The following is a 16690-nucleotide window of genomic DNA, read 5'->3' on the forward strand; positions in this document are numbered from 1 at the left end:
ATTTTACTGTAGCTCAGTAGTTCATGCCATTACCCTGGTCAAGGTGGGCCTCACTGAGTCGAGTATTTACTATGATACGTTTATTTAGTAAGAGTCTGGAGTAATAATTTAAGGGCTTGCCCTCTGTGACTGAGGCTGTTCTTAGTCTCAGGATTTAGTTGTGCAGAACTGCAGTCGTGGCTAGGTACATAGAATACCGGGTCGTAGCCGAAACCATTCTCACCCTGTGGTTCAAATAAAATACGCCCCTCCCAGGTGCCCTGACAGATGATAGGTGTCGGGTCTTCTGAGTGTCGCATAAAGACCATCAGGCATTGAAAGCGAGCAGTGCGTTTTGCCTCGGGAATCTCTTTCAGATGCTCTAGAAGTTTGTTTAAATTCTCTTCATCGGAAGCCCCCGAGCCAGCAAAGCGGGCGGAGTAGATACCAGGTGCGCCATTCAGGGCATCTACCTCAATACCTGAGTCATCAGCAATAGCTGGCAGTCCACTAAGGCTTGAAGCATGGCGCGCTTTCTTGATCGCGTTCTCTACGAAGCTGAGGCCATCTTCAATCGCGTCAGGAATATTAAAATCCTTTTGCGGTACAACTGTGATTTGCTCACTCGTCAGTAGCTGATTGATCTCGCGAACCTTGCCGGTATTGTTACTGGCCAATACGATCTGTTCGCCTACGTGATGTCCACTCATTTTGCTTAACCTCTCGCCCAATAATTACTATGCTTTGGGCGACTTACCTGAAGACTGTGCTTGGCAGCTTCATATTTTATCACCCTTATATATCTAACGTTCCAGCCTAGCGAATAATCGAAGGGGCGACTTCACATTATTGGTACTATCTGTTAAACGCTGCTCAATGCGGGAGCAAGAACGGGGTATCTCTTTTGAACTCAAACCAGGGAATCTCAGAGCAACTCAGAGGCAGACAATCTCCCGGCCTTGAATCAATCAGAGGTTCCTCAGTCTCTACATCTCTAGGTTGCCAGAGCTTGATGCTGAATTTTGCAGATCTGGTCTACACCCTGATTCGCCAAATCAAGCATTGCATTCAATTCATCGCGACTGTAGGCATTGCCTTCGGCAGTACCTTGTACTTCGATGAAACCCTGATTTTCATTCATCACTACATTCATGTCTGTCTCGGCATTTGAGTCTTCGGCGTAGTCGAGATCGAGCACTGGCGTGCCTTGGTAGATGCCAACAGAGACTGAGGAGACCATGCTCAGTAGTGGGCTCTCTTTCAGTTGGCCCTTTCCGCGGACATGCTCTATGGCATCCACCAGAGCTACGCAAGCACCGGTAATCGAGGCAGTACGCGTACCTCCATCGGCCTGAATGACGTCACAGTCCAGGGTGATGGTTCGTTCGCCGAGTGCTTTTAAGTCAACGGCAGCACGAAGAGAGCGCCCGATCAAACGCTGTATCTCGAGGGTTCTTCCTCCCTGCTTACCCCGGGCAGCTTCCCGTCCCATGCGATCAGTGGTCGATCTGGGTAGCATTCCATACTCTGCGGTGATCCAGCCCTGACCAGCGCCTTTGAGAAACCTGGGAACCGATTCATCCACGCTGGCAGTACATAATACTTGTGTATCACCAAAACAGACCAATACTGATCCTTCTGCGTGTTTTGTGTAGTGGCGGGTTATGCTGATCTTTCTCAGCTCATCAGGCTTGCGTCCGGAAGGTCTCATGTCGCAGGGGGTCTCCTTGGGGAAAATGAAAATTTAGGTGTCTATGAACAAGTCGTGGATAGAGATCTTGATTGCCAATCCGATTCTTGGGGGCGCTATTATGGGTTATAAGGGATTGGATGTCAGCTTAGGGAAATAAGAGTTCACAAATTCAGAAACAATAATTCTAAAAACAGCGCCACTTCAATTGTGCTCGGCTACAAGAGTCTGAATTGATCTGTTTTATCGTAATTTATTATTAAATCCGGATGGTTGTTCCTGGGATTGTTGAGTTCCAGGCTTACTGGGTAGTGCTCGATGTTACCATCTGGCCATGCCCTCAACAGGGGGGTAAGGGTCTGCCTGGTTTGGATCTCGGGATTAAGCCAGTTCTCAAAATCATCTGCTGCCAGGATGATCGGCATCCTGTCATGGATGGGAGCGACATCCCTATTCGCCTCTCCAACAATGATCGTACAGGAATCGATCTGTCTGCCTGATGCGTCTTGCCAATGCTCATAGAGACCTGCCAGTGCAAACATCGGCTGTGTGGTTGGTCGGAAGCAGTAGGGTTGCTTGATTCTGTTTTCACTTTTCCATTCAAAGAATCCGCTACAAGGAATCAGGCAGCGTCGGGTTTTAAATGCTGAACGGAAGGCGGGTTTGCTATCGACGGTTTCTGCTCTGGCATTGATGCATTTGTAGCCGATCTTTTCATCTTTTGCCCAGGATGGAATCAAGCCCCAATGAAACCCTTTTATCTCTCTTTTTTGTTGCAGAGAGACCACGGCAAGGATCTCTTGAGCAGGTGCGATGTTATATCTTGGTGTGACAGAGATGAGAGATGATTGAAGGTCAAAGTAGGCTTCAAGCTCCTCCTGCATCACATCAAGATAGAATCTGCCGCACATTGGTTTAACCCGAGTATTTAATCCTGCCCAATAGAATATTAGTAACCGTCATAGGATCCAAGCTACTGCAAATCCGCATCAGAACTATGACTTGCCGAACTTACCGCGCCTCTCACTAGCGTTTACCCATAATCGATCCCAATATCCCTCTGATGATCTGCTTTCCAAGATTTGAACCGATGGCTCGTGCGATCGATTTAGCAAAGGCTTCGCCAACGCCTTGTCTCTTTGAGCCGCCGCTACTGCGTTTACTACTATTGGCCTGTTTTTCAGCAGCTGCTTCGCTGGCTTGCTGCTCACGGCGTTTGATCAACTCTTCCTCACGCTTTTTCAGCAATTCATAGGCGGAGTCCCGGTCGACCAATTCACTATACCTGGATTTGAGCGGTGAGCGATCGATGATCTTTTTTCGCTCCTCTGCAGAGATAGGGCCGAACTGGGATCGAGGTGGGGACATCAGGGTCTTCTCCACCATGCTTGGAACACCCTTTTCATCCAGGGTGGAGATCAAGGCTTCACCCACGCCCAGGTTGCTGATCATCTCTTCAGTATCAAAGGCGGGATTCTCACGGAAGGTTTGTGCTGCTGCTTTGACCGATTTCCTGTCTTTTGGAGTGAAGGCGCGCAGTGCATGTTGAATGCGGTTACCCAATTGCCCGATGACCTGATCGGGGACGTCGTTAGGGTATTGGGTAATAAAAAATACACCAACCCCCTTGGAACGAATCAGTCGCACGACTTGGGTGATCTTTTCCAGTAGCGCTTTTGGTGCGTGGCTGAAAAGGAGGTGGGCTTCGTCAAAAAAGAACACCAGCTTGGGCAGGTCGGCATCACCACGTTCAGGCAACTCTTCCATCAGTTCCGAAAGCAGCCACAGCAGGAAGGTGGCGTAGATACGGGGTGAGTGATAGAGGGTGGTGGCATCAAGAATGCTGACCACGCCCCGACCGGAGAAGTCATTCTGCATCAGATCTTCGATACGAATCGCGGGCTCACCGAAAAAGATCTCTCCACCAGCCTCTTCCAGAGTCAGTAGTCTGCGCAGGATTGCACTGACGCTCTGCCGGGAAACCCGGCCATACTCCCGCTGTAGATCCTTGGCATTATCTGCTACCCAGTTGAGCATGGATCGAAGATCTTTCAGATCAAGCAGTAGCAGGCCTTCGTCATCGGCGAGGCTGAAGGCGATCTGAAGTACACCCTCCTGGGTCTCGTTGAGTTCTAAAAGATTGGCCAGAAGAGTGGGGCCCATCTCTGAGATCGTAGTGCGTACCGAATGACCCTGTTTACCGAATACATCCCAGAACAGTACTGGGCAAGGTTCAAAGTCATGTCCTTCAATATCGATATATTCGAGACGTTCAGTAATTTTGGGGTGAGCCTTGCCTGCACCTGCGAGTCCTGACAGGTCGCCTTTCACGTCAGCGGTAAACACAGGCACACCAAGGCGAGAGAATGATTCGGCGAGAACTTGCAGGGTTACTGTTTTACCAGTACCGGTTGCGCCTGTGATCAGACCATGACGGTTGGCCATGCCGGCGTTTAGAAGAATCTGTCGGTCGCCGTTCCCGCCGAGCAGAATATTGTTGTTTGTCATGGTTTTGGTCCTGATCTGTTAGTTGACAAAGATTTACCTTCTATACTGGTCAATCGCGACAGTTGGGGTAGACTCCGTGAAAGATACGGCTCTAGACGCGCCACACTAGTCTAGCCGCTATACTTATACGCTGATGACAATTCATTGATCAAGCGGGATCACGTATCCTGTAACATAAATTAGAGTTCTTTGTTTACCTTGGAGGTTAATAAGATGATGGAATTGGTTCAACAATTGGTTGCTGGAGCCGGGGTCAATCAACAACAGGCGGAGGGTGGAGCCGGGCTGCTGTTAGGATTGGTTAAGGATCAGCTCTCATCTGGGGATTTTGGCAAGGTTGCAGAGGCGGTGCCTGGCATCGATTCTTTGATCAATGCAGCGCCAAGTGAAGATTCTGGTGGCCTGGGTGGACTGCTTGGTGGTGTAGCCTCAGCGATTGGTGGCGATGGCCTGGGTAACATGGCTGCATTGGCCAGCGGTTTTTCCAAGCTCGATCTGGATGCCGGCATGATCGGCAAATTTGTACCTATCGTGCTCTCTTTTCTTCAGTCGCAAGGTGGTGATGGGGTCTCTTCCCTTGTAGCCAAGGTTCTGCAAGGGGATTAAGGGGTATTCAATGCGCTGGCGAGGTCAAAGGCAGAGTAACAATGTAGAAGACCGACGAGGTATGAGATCACCCTCACCCCTGGGATTGGGCGGTGGAGGGGGTGGATTGCTCAATCTACTGCCGATGGTGTTTAAACTGTTCGGGGTCAAAGGCGGGATCGTTGCCGTTCTGGCAATAGGCGCCTATGGATTACTGAGCGGCAATCTGGGTAGCATGCTCGGCGGCGGCACTGGAGAGAGTCTCTCCACTGGCGGTGGAGAGCCGGTGAAACAGAGTGCTGAGGAGCAGGAGTTGGTCAGTTTTGTTTCTGTGGTGCTTGCTGATACGGAAGCGACATGGCATCAGATGTTCAGCGAAATGGGATCGAAATACGAAGAGCCCAATCTGGTGTTGTTTCGTGGGGCCACCAAAACAGCCTGTGGATTCGGCCAGGCTGCCATGGGGCCTTTCTACTGTCCTGGTGATCACAAGGTTTACATCGATCTCAGCTTTTTCGATGACTTGAAGAAGCGTTTTAAAGCACCAGGGGATTTCGCTCAGGCATACGTAATTGCCCACGAGGTAGGGCACCATGTACAAACTCTTCTTGGTATTTCCAAAAAGGTACAAAAGGCAAAGGCATCACTGAGCGAAGTGGAGGGTAACAAACTCTCTGTACGTCAGGAGCTCCAAGCCGATTGCTTTGCCGGTTTATGGGCTCATAACGCAGATCGCTCCCGTCAGTTACTTGAGTCCGGGGATATTGAAGAGGGTCTCAGGGCTGCCAGTGCGATTGGTGATGATCGCCTGCAAAAGCAATCCCAGGGGTATGTCAGCCCGGACTCATTTACCCATGGCAGTTCGGCGCAACGGGTCAAATGGTTTAAGGTGGGTTTTCAGAGCGGTGACTTGAAAGGCTGTGACACCTTTGCCGCAAAACAGCTGTGAACAGATGAGGTGACGTGATGGGAATCATATCTTGGATTATTCTGGGACTTATAGCCGGTGCGCTGGCGAAATGGATTATGCCCGGAAAGGATGGTGGCGGCCTTATCGTGACCATGTTGCTGGGTATCGCAGGTGCCATACTTGGCGGTTATATCGGTAATTTTCTTGGCATTGGGAATGCCGGAGGCTTGAGCCTTAGTAACATTCTTACCGCAACAGCCGGGGCATTCCTGATACTCTTTGCCTATAGGTTGATTAAGCAGCCAAGTGGTGATGGGAAGGCGGTCGAAAAAAAGAGTGACCTATGAGGAGTGATCCATAGTGGCGTGGCAAAATTGAGCCTGATCATCAATCCTCTTCCAGGTCATCCACCATTTTACGCAGATCTTCTATCGCCTGACTGACGTCGACGTTCTCTTCGGGATGGTCGAGAATGCCCCTGTTCTTTTTCGTCAGTGACATGCTTATATCAGCAGGTTCAAGTTTGTTGTTACTCTCCCGCCAGCGCAACGCGACTACAGTGACGTTATCACTCTCAGGTTTGCTTGTGGTCTCAGCACGTTCTGCGAGTTGAGATATGTTATTCAGCAGTGGCCCATTTTTTTTGTAGAACATCTCCACCAGGGGGCGTTCCGGCAGTGGTCCCCAGAATCCGTCACTACAGAGTAGTACGACATCCCCCTGCTTGAGTTCATGTGGGCCACTGAGTTCGGCAACCGGTCTGTTACTGTTTCCACCCAGGCATCGGGTGACATAGTTGCGGAACTTATGGGTATGCACCTGAGCGGCAGAGATAATGCCCTGTTGTCTGAGGTGTTCCACGTAGGAGTGATCATCAGTGCGCAGATGGATGACGCCATCACGCATTATATAGAGTCGACTGTCGCCAATATGCGCCCAATATGCTTTATCTTCCTGGACAAGACAGAGAACCCCGGTAGTTCTTGGTTCGATGGGAGGTTCCTGTCGATCACCAAATGCGGTTATCTGCTGGTGGCTCATCTCCATCAGGCCTGAGAGGAAAAAGCGAGGATTTGATATTGGTTTGCGACTGGTCAGGAAGGCCTTGCGGGCATTGTCCATGAGGATTTGTGCCGCCATTTCCCCCTTTGGGTGGCCCCCCATTCCATCAGCGAGTGCCAGCAATATAGCATCTGGCGCTTCCATCACCAGGGCGCGATCCTGATTCATGGAGCGATTGCCGACCAGGCTGCATTGGGCTGTTTCGTACTTCATATTGCTCTCTTTTCGTCAAACAGCTCAGAAATGGCACTTTCAGTATCAATCGCACTATTATTGTCTTGCAGTGCATTGAGAAGTTCGCTGGCATTTTGTGGCCGCTTCTCATAATCGATCTCCATCGCCCAATCGATCGCTTCAAGCATCGCTGCCGGATATCTTCTGCGGTAGATCCTTGCCGCAGGCTTCAATTTCTCTTTGGCATGTCGCTCAATGGCTGAGGGCGGGGCTTTGCCATCCAGGCAGGCGCGCATGCTTGCGCCAATGGCATAGACATCGCTCCATGGTCCGACATTGCCTGATTGGTAATACTGTTCAACAGGGGAGAAGCCAGTGGTTACGACACGGCCGGTGCGTGTGCCCTCATTGCGCACTTCGTGAACGGCACCAAAATCGAGTAACAGAGGGTTGCCGCCGGTACGGAGGTGGATATTGCTGGGTTTGATGTCGAGATGCAGCAGATTACGGGAGTGGATCTGACTTAATGCATCCAAAATTGGCGGAAACACGGTCATGATGAATCTGGTGCTGAGGCTGCCACTACGCTTCTTTATGTAGCTGGCCAGGTTCTTACCACGCTCGTGATCCATTACAAGATACCCCGTGTTGTTGGCCAGAAAGAAGCCTCTTACCTGGACAATATTGGGGTGTCGCAAGGAGGCCAGAACCTTGGCTTCCTGGTAGAACAGGCGCAGGCTGCGATTGAAATTATCGATCTGCTTCTCTTCAAGGGGGACGACTTTACCATTGCTGCTGCGGCGGGCGAGTTTCTTCGGCAGAAACTCTTTGATTATCACTTCGTCCTGAGTGTCTTCGTCCTCTGCCAGGTAGATCAGGCTGAAGCCTCCACTCGCAACGACCTTCATGATGACATAACAGTCAATTTCTGTGCCTTCCGGCATGCTGTCTCGAAGCTTATCCATATAAGATCCGCGAAGGTTCGTCTCGGCTTGTGTCGCTATCCATCATCACACTGATTATAAGGCCTTTTTATAGAAATGCCGCTACTCTCTATGGTTTTGTGTGCCTTTCAGAGTGAAAAGGTGATTTTCATCAAAAAAACAGTAGGCATATAGAAGCCGAACCATGCATAGAGTTGCTGCACACCCAGATTTAGCGGCGTCTCAAGGTAAATCTGAAATCAAAACGCCAATATTGGTATATTTTTGCCCCATAATGTGGCGTATCGCTTATCATAGTCAGACTTTCTTAACGGGTGGTTATGGCTGCGACTTATATAACCACTAAATTGTTTCAACAAGAAAACTCAGGCATATGATTATGATCAGTAGTATGACTGCCTTCGCAAGGGAAGAGTACCGGGGTGACCTGGGAAATATGAGCTGGGAGATCCGCTCGGTTAACCATCGCTACCTGGAGGCTTTTTTGCGTTTGCCAGAAGAGCTCAGGGCTCTGGAGCCTTCGGTCCGGGAGCGTCTCAACAGCCGTTTGGGGCGAGGCAAGCTCGATGTCAGTCTGAAGTTTAAAGCCGGGGTTGCTGCCGATGCCTCTTTACGCATCAACCAGCGTCTGGTGGAGCAGCTAATGGGGGCAGAGCAACAGTTGCTGGAAGCGACTGATCTGAGTCCCAGTATACGATCCGGCGATCTGCTCAGATGGCCTGGAGTTTTGGAAGAGGCGGAGCGTGACTATACGCCGGTTAAACAGCAGGCGATGCAACTGCTGGAGACAGCTATCGACAGTTTGATCGATAATCGATTGCGTGAAGGCGAGCGGTTGGGAGAGATCATCAGATTGAGATGTGATGCTCTGGAAGGGGAAGTGAGCCGGGTGCGAGGTTTGATGCCTGAGGTATTGGATTCTGTGCGCAGCCGAATCAGGGACAGGTTATCAGAGGTGATGGAAGAGCTGGATGAGTCTCGTGTTGAGCAGGAGATGGTACTGTTGGCTCAGCGACTCGATGTGGATGAGGAGCTGGATCGTCTGGAGACCCATATCGATGAGGTGAGACGGGTACTCGAGGTTGATGAGCCGATTGGACGTCGACTCGACTTTCTGATGCAGGAGCTTAACCGGGAGGCAAACACCCTGACCTCAAAGTCGAACAATGTGGAAGTCACTCGCTCTGCTGTTGAGATGAAGGTGCTTATCGAGCAGATGAGAGAGCAGGTGCAAAATTTGGAATAATTATTTTTCTGGCTGCTATTTTTGTTACAGAATTTAGGTTCAAGTGACAGATGACTGAATGCAGGAGAAATATCCAAAGTTCATTTATACCCGGCTTCTTTCTGGGCACGAACGGCGAGGACAAACACAGTATCTATTTCGGCAACGAACCAGTATAGCCTTACATAGCCTTTGGATCGTTGCCCAATAACCAGTTCGCGCAACTCTTACGTAGTTTCTCGACCGATATACGGGTTACTCTCAAGAACGGAGATGGCGCTGACGATACGATGCTCTTCAGCGTCGATACGCTCGGCTATAGCATCAAGAATCAGGGCATGTGATGTTGATCCCAGGTTCTTTGCTACTTTTGCAAGTCGATCCTTTAGTTCGGTGGGGAGTCGGATGGTGGTGGTAGACATGCTGTTTCCTTGAGCAAGGTGTATCTATTGGGGAGAGGGTGTACGCGAAGCGTTTCATCTGGTTGAAAGATAAAACCGCATTGATCGTTCATATTTATCTTGCTGATTGTTGGAGAAAATAGGGTGTTCATTCTCCCCCTCTCCCCCGGCCCCTCTCCCGCGTGGGGAGAGGGGAGTTTATCTCCCTACCTATTTAAGATACTGATGACTTATAAGTTTTTTCTAGCCGTGACCCTCTGCTTTACGATGTTTTTCTTGTCTCAATTCTCAATCAGCAATAGAAACAAGCAGCAATGAATCAGTTACAACCGTAATAGTAGTGATTAGGGATCGATTTAGATCAATTGTCGGTTAGTTTCGCCACTGCTGAATCGACAGTTTTATTCAGTTTTTTAATCGATTTCTCCATGATCTGGGCGACCTTGGGTTCCATCATGGCACTCATCATTTCAAAATTCATTCTTGAAATAACCACGCTGCCATCACTTTTACCATAGACGGACAAGCCGCAGGGCATCATGGCAGAGACATAGCGAGTTTCGTCATCAGCGAGTAGAGGCATTGCATTCTTACCACTGGTGATTTTGAAAATCACCAGGCCGCCAGGTACATCGACACCTTTCTTGGCGAGTCTCTTGCCTAAGTCAATTTCAGCAATGAGTTTCCAGCCATCAGTTTTCAATTGTTCTCTTAATGTATCCAGGCTCTTGCGGTAGTCTTGTTGAATAGTACGTTCAACAACAATGGCGTGAGACTGCTTAGCATCCTCGGGAATGGTGTTTTCAACTGACATGGCAACAGATGAGGTAGCCATGGAAATGGCTAAAATCAGACTGGAAATTGTTTTCTGATATTTCATAGAGATGCTTTCCTGGGATGGTTATTGATCAAAAAGATTTGGCGCATCTTTCAGAAAGTTGTCCCGACAAGCATTGAGATTCCGCAATCTCAACTTTATCTGTAAGGGTATTGAGGCTTTTATCGGGCACTGATTTAAGATTATTTTTCCTGATCAGGGTGGGATGCTGCTACTGAAGCGATAACGACTCCATTAGAGGTATAGTGATAGCGCTGATATCATTAAAGCCAAACAGATTTCAGAGCCTAAAAATCAGTAGCTTGTCAGGGAGTTAGCTGCAGCCGATGTCGTTCAAATGACAGTCCCGGTGAGACTCACCGGGTTCTCACACCGCATACCTCTGTGCGTGGTAGATAAAACCAGTCAACCTGTCAGTACTCCTTGCAATCCAATCTCCAGGCGTCCAAATCGAGGTTCTTGTACAACCAGTCTAGACCCATGCTGTTTGCCTGAGGGCAAAATTGAGTGGGATCACCTTTGTATTCCACACCAAATACAGCTTTATTCATCTGAATAAACGGTAATAGCAGATCACATTCGTAGTATTGAAAGCATTGCTCATTGAGCGCCCAATCGAAATGGATGACCAGATCCTCAATTTGGTCCAGATCATTTTTCAAACCAACAGAGAGTCCCCGGTTGTGCGCTTCCTGAGCCAACCAGATGTTGAAGTCTAACTGGTCCTGATAGGTGAGCGGAAAACCGGTGTTGTTGGTATAACCATCCACATTGTCTGGATCAACACCGTCACAGTTTTTGCTGACCGCCAGGTCAAGGCGTGCCTGAAGTATGGGGCCGAGTTCATTCAGACGTCGGACATCCAACCAGGCTTCACCGGGCCAACCGTTACTGTTGCCTTTTACAGTGGACGGATAGTGATCGGCATCGGGACGCCACTCTTCCCAACTACCTGCACTGAAATAACAAATCACGGTTTTACCCTGGGCATGGAGTTGGTCAATCAGGCTCTGCGGAGTATCGAAGAGATCGATATCGTACATCTGAAGGTTATAGCTGGTGTCGATATCACCCTGTAGCTGCAGTTGCCACGAGGTTCCGGGGGCAGGTTGCCAGATGTCGCCTGGAAGAGGTGGTGGCGGTGGTGGTGGTTCATCCGCGGATTGTAAGCTAATGCTCAGAGCCAGATAGTCGAGGTCACTGTCATCCCCTTCATTGCGGGTGAAATAGCGCAGTTTGAGTCTGTTATTCCTGTTTATATAGCGATCAGGGGCGCCGCTCACTTCAGCGCGGATCAGGCTCCATTCCCAGTTAGGTACGCCGGAATTATCCGTCAGTGATATCCACTTGGCACTGACAAAGTCCCTGATCTGCCACCGCCAGCGCTGTTCTGAACGGGTGGGACCCTTGTAGTTGGCGGCAAACGACAGGGTGTTGATTGCTGATGGATCCTTGTCTGCAGGAAGTTCGAAGGAGAAGATTCCGGTGTAGCCTCCAGAGCCGGTATAGAACTCCTTATAGGTGTTCCAGTTATCGTCGGCGCCTGTTTGCTCCTGTACCGATAGTACCGATAGTTCCTGTTCGCTGTGATTGCCCCTTTTGCTGGTCAGCTTGATCGGGTGGAGTGTCAGTTCTGTCTCTGCGAGCACTTCGGTGTGCCACACAAAGCAGAGAAAGAAGAAAACAACAGAGAATGAACGAACTACCTTGTTATTCATGATGATGCAGCCTTTATTACTCCACGGGAGCAGTGTAATTAATAAAAACCAAACCTATTGTGAAGGCAATCAAAAAAATGATCGTAGCTTTACTAGGGCCTATTCGATTAGTGTTAGCAGGCCCTAACATATTACAGTTGAAAATGTTTAGAGATTGCCTCAGCGCAATCCCCTGTTTCACTATTGATATCCAGCTGGGCTCCTTGAGGTGATATGCAGCTGATAGTTACCAGCTGGTCTCCCTCTATGCCTACCACCCGCATTACCCGCATTGGATTATTGCTGTATATGAGGTCGATCACTGCCAACTGACGTTCACCTATCCACTCATAGTGTCCCTTGGCTTGGGCGTGGCTGAATCGCTCATGTTGCGGAATGTTGTTTCGATCGTAGGTTTGCTGAAGACTCTGTTCTGCTCCCTTTTGATACTCATCCGTCAATTGCTGAAGGTATCCTTCGTCGAACGAGGATTGAGTCAATCCCTCAGCTGGTTGTTTACTGATCTTTACATTGGAGGGTTCAGGAGAAAGGCCACAGCCTGCAAGCAGCAGACAGATTATGAGTGACTGAAGGGTGGCGCGTAGCATACTGTTTCCTGGCTCAAGCTTTAAATCCCGCCATTCTAGCTTAAATGAAGCCGCCATTTCATGATTTTGCAGAGGATACTTACTAACCAGGCCATAGAAATTGATATCTAAGGTCTGGTTAGTAGCTACAACAGCCGAAGGTAAACTATTTGCTCGCCGGGTTTAAAAGAGTAGCGTCAATTATCTACCTCGATAATTTCTGCCAACATCCCCTTCAGAGGTTTTGGTTTTCCAAAGTGATAACCCTGCCCATAATCCACGCCTATGTTTTTCAGGGCCTGACTGGTGGTTTCATCTGAAACAAACTCAGCGATTACCTTTTTTTCCATAAAGTGTGCGATCTCAGTAATCGAACTGATCATGGCGTAATCTGCCGGTTTGTTGAGAATCTCCCGTACAAAGATGCCATCGATCTTGACATAATCCACGGGGAAGTCCTTCAGGTAAGAAAAAGAGGCGTATCCAGAGCCAAAATCATCCAGTGAAAACGAACAGCCAAGTGCACGAATATCATTTATTGTATCGGCAGTATCGCTGATATCCCCGACCAGTGCTGTTTCTGTGATCTCAAATCCAAAATTCCTGGTCTGTAGGGATGATGATTTAATGCGATCTATAAGTTGAGCTTTGAATTCGCCATCTCCCAGTGATTTGCCTGAGAGGTTGATAGAAAAACTGTGCCCCTCTGGCAGGCGGTCAGCATAGGGTTCAACCTGTTGAAAAAATGCGTCTACCACCCAGAAGTCGACATCCCGCATCAAGTCATAGGTTTCTGCAGCCTGTATGAATGAGACAGGGGATTCGAGTTCCCCTTCGTCATTTAGAATACGCAGTAAGATCTCATGGTGATGAGGCAGTGTATTTGCTGCCTGAAGAGGTACTATTGGTTGAACAAACAACTCCATACGTCCTTTCGCCAATGCCTCTTTGATTGTGGGCAGGGACTCTACCAGTTGCTGGCGTGCCTGATAGACAGGGTCACTTTCAAGGTAGATGCGTGTGCAGTTACCGCCGCTCCGTTTGGCCGTGTTGCAAGCAGCCAAGGCAGCTTGCATCAGTTTATCCGGTCTCTGAACATCCGATTCGATCTGCACAACACCAATGCTGGCTGTTGCTGGAATAAGCCTCCCTTTCCATTTAAAGGAGGCTTCATCGATTGCCTGGCGAAGCATCTCTGCAGATTGGTAGCCAATCTCGAGATTCTGCCTCGCTAATAGAAGGGAAAACTCATCATCACCGATACGCCCCAGGAAACCATCGTCTGGCAGATAGCTGAGAAGAATGTCTGTCACAGTCTGGAGTAGTTCGTCGCCGCCCTCGAATCCACAAAGATCGTTGACCACCTGGAATTTATCCAGGTCTATCTGAAGCAGTACACCTGCGTTGTCATATTGCCATCCATCGATATGCTTTTTCAGTTCAGACTCAAAGGCTCGTCGGTTGGATAGACCGGTTAGTGGATCGATATCCGACTCCTGTTTGAAGTCGTTATAAGTATTGGAAAGGATGGTCTCAATGGTTCTTTCAATAATCGGTTTTGCTGAGCTCTCCATTGGACGGATATGGTGGCTGGCAAAACGATTTGCAAGTTGTGGCAGTGCCTCATCCAATGCTTTGAAACCATCTCCGTCTACCAGTAGATACCTGCCTGATTTCGGGTTCTTCCATGCCAGACTGAGAATTCTTGGGTGCTCAGGATCTTCCTGCTCCACCAGCCAGGTATCGAGAGCAAACTTACTCAACTGTTTTTGCCACTGCTGATCCTCTACTGAGGGTGTGCTGGTTTTTTGGTGGATGTTCATCCCCTGAAAGTAGTGGTGTAGATAGGCTTCATTGGCCTCTATTCGCAGATGGGGAAAGTTGTCACCTTCCAGACCACATTCAAGCAGTCGTTGCAACTCCAGCTCAAACCCTTGTGCCTGCTCGGCGTAGATTGGGTAGTCGGTAAAGCCTTTGTGAATCGTAGTAAGCAGTGCTTTCTGCTGAATCGCTGTAAGATGATGCTCACCTGGTGGGTCGGTAAAAATTTGGTGTAGCTGTTCTACTATCTGAAGATAATTTTGCCAGCCTTTATTGCCGGTTTTTTCCAAAACTGCAGTCTGAACCATCAGGTTGACCCAGCCAAACCGAAACAGTTTATCGACTATGGGAGAGATTGTTTGGTCAAGTAGAAGCTTAGCCAGGGCCTCATAAGTTGCTGTTTGGGCCTGTCGAAGTTTCTCATCTTTGAGGCAGCGAGAGATAGAGAGCTTTCGGTTGGTTTTAAATCGCTTGAGCTGCTCTTTGTGCAACCTGATGATTTCATCTGTCACTTCATCGATATGACTATAGTGGCCACTTTCCACCGCTTCAGTGATCACTGCCAATTGCTGCGATTCTCTATCTCTTAGCATTGAGCTACGGGTGCCCTTATTCACATAAGGTTTCATTGATTCAATCGAGTCGAGCAGGTGCCGTACTGGGTGATCAGGGTTTTCAAGCAGGTTGGTATCTTTTAGAACTGCTTCGATGATCAGAAACTTTAAGCTGCCCATCAGTGAACGTAATTCGTTACTGATCAGTGGGTCTTCGCTCAGTGTGGCGACCAGCTCCTCGCCCGCACCGATGGCAGCTCTGGCTTCGGCGGATAGTTGAATCGGTTTACTACTCTCCTGCTGTAGAAGGTTCTCAATTTGCTGTTGCAGTGTGGCGGTCTGCTGTTGCGATAGAGAAGCAATACTGGTCAGTATCTCCTTCTGTTCGTCTGCCGACATGCCCTGTGTAGCTGACTGAGTATCCTCTGTTTGATGGAGTTGATGTAAGTTACTGAGATGTTCTATAGGGTTGTCGGAGATAGTGCCGGTTTCGGCTGTTTTTACAATAGTCCATTGGTTTTTGGTTTCAGCTTCCCCGACTATTTTTTGCTGTCGCATCTGTTGCAGCAGTTTTTCATAAAGTGTTTTCAGGGTATTAAGCAGGTTTTTACTGAAACTATTCAGGAGCAGTTTGGTGATTTGAACGTCAAACTGATAGCCATCTAAACTATTTTTGAATGTGCTCAACAGAGTGATTGGAGAGATCGGATTGAGTTCGTTATGGATATTATCCTGGCATAGATAACTGAGTGCTGACTCAATATGGTAGAGCTGACGGGAAACTTTGGATTCAAGCTGTCGAGCCACATCATTCACCAGAATCCATGTCTCAATTTCTTGTGTCTCTACCAAGGCCATCTCATCCAATTGCTCGGGTTCTGAGTCTAATTTGCCTTTGGATTCTCCTGTCAGTTCGGTAAAGCTGATTTCTATTTGTTGAATAAACTCTTCAGCTAAGGTTTGGTGATCCTTTTCCAATGTGTTGAGTGCGAAGAAGAGGCTGGATTGCTCCTGTGGATCACTGGTATCCGTAATCCTCTGCTGAAGTTCCTGCTCTGCTTGAGCGGAAAAACTGAGCAGACAATTTTTGAGAAAAGGTTTAGCTGTTTTCTGGACTTGATTGATTGCCTTTCGACTCTGCTCCGGATCAGAGGTTATATGTCCGGTCTCTTGACGGGTATCTTCATTTTGCGCTTCTGCAGATAGAGACTGGTAGAGCCTGTCGCCACCACTGTCGCTAAATGCGGCGCCCATTCCACCGTTATCAAAGTAGACTACCTCGACAGCAACCTGACTGGAAGTGTCAGAGATCGATAGCCGCACTTTCTGACGCTCAGGCTCAGCTATGTAGCCATGAGTGAGGACGTCGTTCAGGTTTTCATTCAGACACTGAAGATAGACACCACCCCGGGAGTAGTTGAGCATACGACAACCATCGTAGACCTGAGATTGAAATTCGATGGTGACAGGAATATCTATCTTAAGTCGCGGATGCTGCCGACGATTCCTTTGATCTTTCAATGCATGAATCCTATGAAAAGCAGCCTATATCGTTCTTAATTGGTGTAGGGTGAGACTATACCTGTATCGGCACTATGCCGGGTGGTCTTTAACTCATAAATATTGTGCTGTCATTGAGCGATGCTATCTTCAATCTGATGGCAAGGCCGTTCAGCTGAAATAATAGAGGTGCCCTTGAAAATGTGTGGTTTTTC

General features: G+C 48.6%; 15 protein-coding genes. 4 read left to right on the top strand and 11 right to left on the bottom strand.

Annotated features, from left to right (window positions below; genetic code table 11):
- Window positions 1–80: 80 nt before the first annotated feature.
- The 4 genes from rdgB to AC4IFB_RS11380 all read right to left on the bottom strand — a co-directional run bounded on the left by rdgB (window position 81) and on the right by AC4IFB_RS11380 (window position 4177).
- The gene (gene rdgB / locus AC4IFB_RS11365; RefSeq protein ID WP_490780223.1) at window positions 81–689 is read right to left on the bottom strand and encodes an RdgB/HAM1 family non-canonical purine NTP pyrophosphatase; all 609 of its coding nucleotides are present in this window, start codon (window positions 687–689) and stop codon (window positions 81–83) included.
- A 284-nt stretch (window positions 690–973) separates the two neighbouring features.
- Window positions 974–1690 carry a ribonuclease PH gene (gene rph / locus AC4IFB_RS11370; RefSeq protein WP_490774944.1) on the bottom strand — a complete coding sequence of 239 codons (717 nt, stop codon included), beginning with the start codon at window positions 1688–1690 and terminating at the stop codon, window positions 974–976.
- Window positions 1691–1887: 197 nt separating this feature from the next.
- Window positions 1888–2580, bottom strand: a complete 693-nt coding sequence (locus tag AC4IFB_RS11375) for an SOS response-associated peptidase (protein ID WP_490780224.1) — start codon at window positions 2578–2580, stop codon at window positions 1888–1890.
- Between the two features lie 115 nt (window positions 2581–2695).
- Window positions 2696–4177 (bottom strand): helicase HerA-like domain-containing protein, encoded by a 1482-nt coding sequence (locus AC4IFB_RS11380; RefSeq protein ID WP_490774946.1) that lies wholly within the window; start codon window positions 4175–4177, stop codon window positions 2696–2698.
- 213 nt (window positions 4178–4390) lie between these two features.
- Here AC4IFB_RS11380 and AC4IFB_RS11385 point away from each other — a divergent pair, with 213 nt between their 5' ends.
- Genes AC4IFB_RS11385 through AC4IFB_RS11395 form a run of 3 tightly spaced genes read left to right on the top strand, consistent with a single transcriptional unit; the run spans window position 4391 to window position 6019 of the window.
- Entirely contained in the window at window positions 4391–4783 is a 393-nt protein-coding gene (locus AC4IFB_RS11385) for a DUF2780 domain-containing protein (RefSeq protein WP_490774947.1), read from the top strand.
- A gap of 10 nt (window positions 4784–4793) precedes the next feature.
- Entirely contained in the window at window positions 4794–5711 is a 918-nt protein-coding gene (gene ypfJ / locus AC4IFB_RS11390) for a KPN_02809 family neutral zinc metallopeptidase (RefSeq protein WP_490780225.1), read from the top strand.
- Window positions 5712–5728: 17 nt separating this feature from the next.
- Window positions 5729–6019 (top strand): GlsB/YeaQ/YmgE family stress response membrane protein, encoded by a 291-nt coding sequence (locus tag AC4IFB_RS11395; RefSeq protein ID WP_490774949.1) that lies wholly within the window; start codon window positions 5729–5731, stop codon window positions 6017–6019.
- Window positions 6020–6059: 40 nt separating this feature from the next.
- On the opposite strand, the gene AC4IFB_RS11400 is transcribed toward AC4IFB_RS11395, so the two are convergent.
- Complete coding sequence (locus AC4IFB_RS11400) at window positions 6060–6947, bottom strand: PP2C family protein-serine/threonine phosphatase (RefSeq protein ID WP_490774950.1); 888 nt, start codon at window positions 6945–6947, stop codon at window positions 6060–6062.
- Window positions 6944–7873, bottom strand: coding sequence for a serine/threonine protein kinase (locus tag AC4IFB_RS11405; protein ID WP_490774951.1), 930 nt, complete (start codon window positions 7871–7873; stop codon window positions 6944–6946). Before AC4IFB_RS11405 ends, AC4IFB_RS11400 begins: the two co-directional genes overlap by 4 nt.
- Before the next feature lie 358 nt (window positions 7874–8231).
- Here AC4IFB_RS11405 and AC4IFB_RS11410 point away from each other — a divergent pair, with 358 nt between their 5' ends.
- Entirely contained in the window at window positions 8232–9098 is an 867-nt protein-coding gene (locus AC4IFB_RS11410) for a YicC/YloC family endoribonuclease (protein WP_490780226.1), read from the top strand.
- A gap of 206 nt (window positions 9099–9304) precedes the next feature.
- Here AC4IFB_RS11410 and AC4IFB_RS11415 read toward each other — a convergent pair whose 3' ends face one another.
- From AC4IFB_RS11415 to AC4IFB_RS11435, 5 genes are all read right to left on the bottom strand, one after another.
- Window positions 9305–9499: a CopG family ribbon-helix-helix protein gene (locus AC4IFB_RS11415; RefSeq protein ID WP_490780227.1), complete on the bottom strand. Its 195-nt coding sequence runs from the start codon at window positions 9497–9499 to the stop codon at window positions 9305–9307.
- Window positions 9500–9839: 340 nt separating this feature from the next.
- A complete protein-coding gene (locus AC4IFB_RS11420; protein ID WP_490780228.1) occupies window positions 9840–10358 on the bottom strand; it encodes a DUF302 domain-containing protein in 519 nt (172 codons plus the stop codon).
- A gap of 371 nt (window positions 10359–10729) precedes the next feature.
- Window positions 10730–12034 carry an endo alpha-1,4 polygalactosaminidase gene (locus AC4IFB_RS11425; RefSeq protein WP_490780229.1) on the bottom strand — a complete coding sequence of 435 codons (1305 nt, stop codon included), beginning with the start codon at window positions 12032–12034 and terminating at the stop codon, window positions 10730–10732.
- A 131-nt stretch (window positions 12035–12165) separates the two neighbouring features.
- Window positions 12166–12621 (bottom strand): hypothetical protein, encoded by a 456-nt coding sequence (locus AC4IFB_RS11430; protein WP_490780230.1) that lies wholly within the window; start codon window positions 12619–12621, stop codon window positions 12166–12168.
- 176 nt (window positions 12622–12797) lie between these two features.
- On the bottom strand, window positions 12798–16496 hold the full coding sequence (locus AC4IFB_RS11435; protein ID WP_490780231.1) for a DUF1631 family protein: 3699 nt from the start codon (window positions 16494–16496) through the stop codon (window positions 12798–12800).
- Between the last annotated feature and the right edge of the window lie 194 nt (window positions 16497–16690).

This window comes from Candidatus Thiodiazotropha sp. AKIB8, from assembly GCF_058244675.1.